A 4,775-nucleotide genomic window follows, 5' to 3' on the forward strand; every position below is an offset into this window, starting at 1 on the left:
GTGTCGGTCTGCTCATGCAGCCCAGCTACCACGCTGGTTTCACGAGATGAATCCCTCAAGGGATTTGTGCAACAGAGGCGAGCTATGGGTTCGAAGCCGACTTGCGGTGACGCGGCAGCAAGGTTGCAGCGATACCGCACCAGCTTTGAGTGCCCAGATGACGGCAGCCAGCCCAATCACGACTTCATGCAAGGTGCGGCTATGTCTCTGCTGCAAGCGCGAAAGACTTCCCGGGAGCGGACATTCGACCGACCCCAGCGACGTCGTACAATCACTCCGATATGATTGCACCGTTGGAATTTTCCCCACCGGTAGGGATTTTCCGCCCTTGATCCTTGAGGCGAGAAAGATATGCTCCCGCTCAACTTCTGGGGTTGTGTTTTATGAATGTATTTACGCAGGACGCCCGGCTTGGGCGTCTGACGACTGTGCTGGGGTCCGACGCGCTTGTGCTTTTGCGGATGGATGGCACGGAGGAGCTTTCGGGGGATTTCGAGTGGCGGGTCGAAGCGCTCTCAACCGAGAACACCCTCGACCTCAGCGCCCTTCTTGGCAACCATGCCACCGTTGAAATCAATCACGCTCAGGGTGTGCGCGCCTTTGACGGGATCGTCTGCGAAGCCGAGCAACGCGGGGCCTTCGAGAATGGGTTTCGCTATGATCTGATCTTACGCCCGTGGCTGCATGTGGCCAGCCTGCGGCGCAACATGCGGATCTTCCACAACAAAACCGTCATCGAGATCGTGCAAGAGGTGCTCAGTTCTTACGCAGCATTGGGCAACCCTCACCTCGAAGTGCGGGTGATGGATGACTACCCGTTGCTGGAATACACCGTCCAATATGGCGAGTCGGATGCGGATTTCATCCGCCGGCAGCTGGAGCGCTTTGGCATCACGTGGTCCTGGCGGCATGAAGCGGGATCGCACACGCTGTTGCTCACCGATGCGGCGCTCAGCCTGCCCGAAGTTCCGGGATCATCGCGCCCGTACTTCGGCGTCGAAGGGTACCACCGGCACGAGGAAGAGCATTTCCGCCATTGGTCTGCGAGCGAGCGGATCACCACCGGCGCAGTGCGGCTGACGGAATACAATTTCAAGATTCCCACATCGGCGCAGGAAGTCGATCAGCTCTCTGATGCGTCTCATCCAAGCGGCGATATCGAAAGCTATGATTGGCCTGGGGATTACCTCAATCAGGGCGAAGGCCGGGGTGTGGTCTCGCGCCGCCTTGAGGCGGAGCGCGGTCGGGCCCCACGCCACCGGGCTGAGGGCGATGTCGTGTCCCTCGGGGCGGGTTGGCGCGTAACGCTGGCCGGGGATGATGTTCCCAATGCGACGGGGCGCACATTCGTGTGCCTCAAGGCCACCCATCGGTTCCGGGCTCAGGCCTATGGGTCTGGGAGCGCAGGAGCGGATGACGCGCCCTATGACGGGGCCTATGTGCTGACCCCTGATGATGCACCGTTCCGCCCCGAGCGCCGCACTGTAGGGCCCCGTGTGCAGGGACCAGAGACTGCAGTTGTAGTTGGCGAAGGCGAGATCGATTGCGACGAACACGGTCGCATTTTGTGCCGTTTCCACTGGGATCTGGATGGCGCGCACACCATGCGAGTTCGGGTTAGCCAGAACTGGGCGTCCAAGGGCTGGGGTGGCATGGTCATCCCCCGCATTGGCATGGAGGTTATCGTCGAACACCTGCGAGGTGATCCGGACAAACCGATTGTGACTGGCTGTGTGTACAATGGGAAGAACAGACCGCCTTATGAGTTGCCGAAGCATAAAACTCGATCCACTTTTAAAACGGATACACACAAAGGAGAAGGTTACAATGAGCTGAGGTTTGAGGACGAAAAGGGGCGGGAAGAGATTCACCTCCACGCACAGCTCGACCACAGCTTAAAAGTTCTGAACCATCAGACGAATCGCGTGGATCGAACCAAGGTTGAAAGTATTGGCGCGGCTAGCCTGCGCGAGGTCAGGTTGGTTGATGTCCACAATATCGGCATGGACATGACAGTAAATGTTGGCACCGGGTCGCACGGCGGATTTGTGCGAAAGCCGCTCACAGATAATCCTCAAGGGATTAGGGTGGCGGCTTACAACTTCGAACAGTCTTTCCCGGAAATGACAGGTCGAGGAACATATTCGCTGACGGCTGCCTCTGCTATCGCGCTAACCGCAGGCACGACATTCAACAAGAGCGTGGGAACATCTGCGACGCTGACCTATGGCGAAAACCTATCACAAACGGTGCAACAAACTGTCCGGGAAACGACGGGTAAGAACCACTCTCAGGTCGTAGGAGAGAAGTACCGCCTTGATGCACACAAAGAAATTCACCTGCGCTGCGGCGCGTCGGAGCTGATCATGAAAGCGGACGGCACAATCCTGATCAACGGGAAGGATATGACCACAACGCTGACGGGAGATTTGACGGACAAGACTGCCGGAAGCATCAAAATGAACGCTTCAAAGATTGATCTGAACTGATGTTTTTCAAACGAAACCGCATAATTTTTGTCCTGCTGCTTCTTGCTCTAGCTGTAGCGGTTTTCTGGTCTTTGACCGCTAGGTCAGCTGATACAAGGGAAGAAAAGTTGAAAAGCCATGTAACGCTCTATGTGGGCGAACCCTTACTCAGCAAAGGCGGCACTGTCATTGTCGGTTCTGTTCCCATACCAGCAGAAGAGTGGCGCGTGCTGGATGGCCTTAATCTGGCTGACGCGGATGATGGCAATGCAAAGCGCAGACAGCTTGGGCCGCAGGACCGGCTTTTCGGGGCCTCCGTCTCTGGTCCGGTTTCCTATGTTGAGATGTATTATCCCGAGGGCGGCACCTTCGGCTTCAATCTGGTGCCCGACCCCAAGATCGAAAACCCTGCACGCCTAAGCACAGAACGTATTTTGGTGGGAAGCGGCGGGTGGATGGACCGCAGCACAGGCGAGCGTCACGTGTGGCCGGATGTCTCGGTGATTCATGTCTTAGGCTCGACGGCAGACAAGGGAAACAGCCGTCTGGTGCGGGTAATGCAGGCAAATATCCTAAATACAGGGCCTGACAAAAAGGGGTATGCGGGAGTTTTGGTATATTCGCCGAGTTTGGCACAGCTGGAAGAAGGTACATTTGGGGATTATAAATGACGGCCATTACTATCATCACCCGGTCGTTCCACCCAGATGCCAACTTCGGCGCTGGCGGCCTTGGCTTTGAAGGTGATGACCGAGGATTTTTATTTGATGCAAATGTGACGGCTCGAATTTATCACATCATGCCGATCAACCTTCAAATGGGTACGGTCGAGGAAGTCATATGCGATTCTGACCCCTCTGCAAATGCAATCGCCGATACAGTGATCAATGAAACTGCCGAAGCGGCGCTCAACCCGACATATCCGTTTGGCAACAGAATCCCCGATGCACCCGCGATGGAAAACGACTATTCGCAGCCGCGAAAGAAGCCGCGCCACGAGGAAACCCATTCCATCACAAGCTACACCGAGGACGGCGATCAGACCGCAAATATATTTATTAAATACGCGGGTAAGAACTTTGCGTTCTACGGCGCGGACACCGATGTTGGCCACGATGTTCTAGGCGGTCCCTTGTCCAACCCCGAGGCGAATGACACCGGGTCAGGGCGGATTGCTGGTGACTGGATTCCCTACAACGGTGTTGTCCCGGATCTTGACGTTTCTACTCAGATCTACCTCTCAATGGATCGAGGCGAAGGCAAAGCATATGTTCAAGTGAATATTACAGGCGACGGTTTCCCGAACGCCGAGTGCTTTATCCTTGATAGCGTAGGCGGGGTTCTAGGGCTGGCAACGCATATCCGGACCGGCACTGCGCTTACCCAGTTGCCAGGCGGGCGCGCGATCCGAATGTGCCTTACACAGCTTGAGAATATTGACTGGTCAAAAACGGACACGTTTGGATCTGGTCTGAATGCTCTCGCTGTCTACGACTATATGTCTTATAGCACAACCGAAGTAGCGGTGGGCAACGTGGGTCGCGAGGGGCTGAACAGAGCCCATCTGGGGCGCGAGGCAAGCGGTAATTTGCTTCGGCAAATTCAGGATCACGTACCGCTACCAAGCTCGCGTAACTTTGAGTGGCTTTGGGAATAGTGAATCTATTCACCGGATTAGGTTTCGCGCTTTTGGTGGGGCTCCGTCTAAAATTTGGATCGAGCTTCTTGGTGGTCTCGCATTAATGTCCTGAGTTTTATTGTCGCTGTGCAGCGGTTGATGTATGGAAGTTAACTGGAGTGATTTTTGAAAATGCCTAAAGCAACCCGACTAGGTGACATAGGATCCGGACACGGATGCCACTTTCCTCCGACCCCATCGACCGGAGCCTCTCCTAACGTGTACGTCAATGGCATCGCAGTCGTTCGTCAAGGTGATGCTTATGCAGACCATGGATGCGGCGTTTGCCCGGCTCCATCGCACGGGCGGAATTTGTCGGCAGGCTCAGGATCGGTTTTTGTGAACGGGAAACCTGCTGGTCGAGTGGGAGATGCAATCTCTTGCGGGGGCGCGGCTGACGCAGGTTCTCCAGATGTTAGCTTTGGTAACTGAAGCACCCAAAGCCTGACGTTCTGTAATGCGAGCATGCGTTTAAAACAAGGGCAGGTAGTGCCATCCGCTGGGCATTGTTGCAGAACCCAGCAACTGAGCGAGTTTTCCCTTTCCCATTGCGTTCAGGCCATGCGTTCGATCTCGGCCATGCCGAGCTCGTTGAAGCGGTTCATGAGAGCGAGACGGATGTGGATTTC

The 4,775-nt window shown here is 55.6% G+C and carries 4 protein-coding genes; all 4 read left to right on the forward strand.

All coding sequences use genetic code 11. The annotated features are described in order from the left end of the window. The first annotated feature begins 383 nt into the window (after positions 1 to 383). The 4 genes from R0J92_RS21160 (at position 384) to R0J92_RS21175 (ending at position 4,578) form a co-directional block, all read left to right on the forward strand. Entirely contained in the window at positions 384 to 2,489 is a 2,106-nt protein-coding gene (locus tag R0J92_RS21160; protein WP_411053086.1) for a type VI secretion system Vgr family protein, read from the forward strand. After that, on the forward strand, positions 2,489 to 3,139 hold the full coding sequence (locus tag R0J92_RS21165) for a hypothetical protein (protein ID WP_411053087.1): 651 nt from the start codon (positions 2,489 to 2,491) through the stop codon (positions 3,137 to 3,139). The genes R0J92_RS21160 and R0J92_RS21165 overlap by 1 nt, the downstream gene beginning before the upstream one ends. Beyond that, positions 3,136 to 4,125, forward strand: a complete 990-nt coding sequence (locus tag R0J92_RS21170) for a hypothetical protein (RefSeq protein WP_411053088.1) — start codon at positions 3,136 to 3,138, stop codon at positions 4,123 to 4,125. The genes R0J92_RS21165 and R0J92_RS21170 overlap by 4 nt, the downstream gene beginning before the upstream one ends. Before the next feature lie 153 nt (positions 4,126 to 4,278). Next, positions 4,279 to 4,578 (forward strand): PAAR domain-containing protein, encoded by a 300-nt coding sequence (locus R0J92_RS21175; RefSeq protein ID WP_411053089.1) that lies wholly within the window; start codon positions 4,279 to 4,281, stop codon positions 4,576 to 4,578. Positions 4,579 to 4,775 lie beyond the last annotated feature (197 nt).

Origin of the sequence: Tritonibacter sp. SIMBA_163 (assembly GCF_046535935.1) — a bacterium.
Lineage (GTDB): Bacteria > Pseudomonadota > Alphaproteobacteria > Rhodobacterales > Rhodobacteraceae > Epibacterium > Epibacterium scottomollicae.

Coding starts and splice junctions, on each gene's coding strand:
- R0J92_RS21160 (WP_411053086.1), top strand. CDS start 384: ATGAATGTATTTACGCAGGACGCCCGGCTTGGGCGTCTGACGACTGTG.
- R0J92_RS21165 (WP_411053087.1), top strand. CDS start 2,489: ATGTTTTTCAAACGAAACCGCATAATTTTTGTCCTGCTGCTTCTTGCT.
- R0J92_RS21170 (WP_411053088.1), top strand. CDS start 3,136: ATGACGGCCATTACTATCATCACCCGGTCGTTCCACCCAGATGCCAAC.
- R0J92_RS21175 (WP_411053089.1), top strand. CDS start 4,279: ATGCCTAAAGCAACCCGACTAGGTGACATAGGATCCGGACACGGATGC.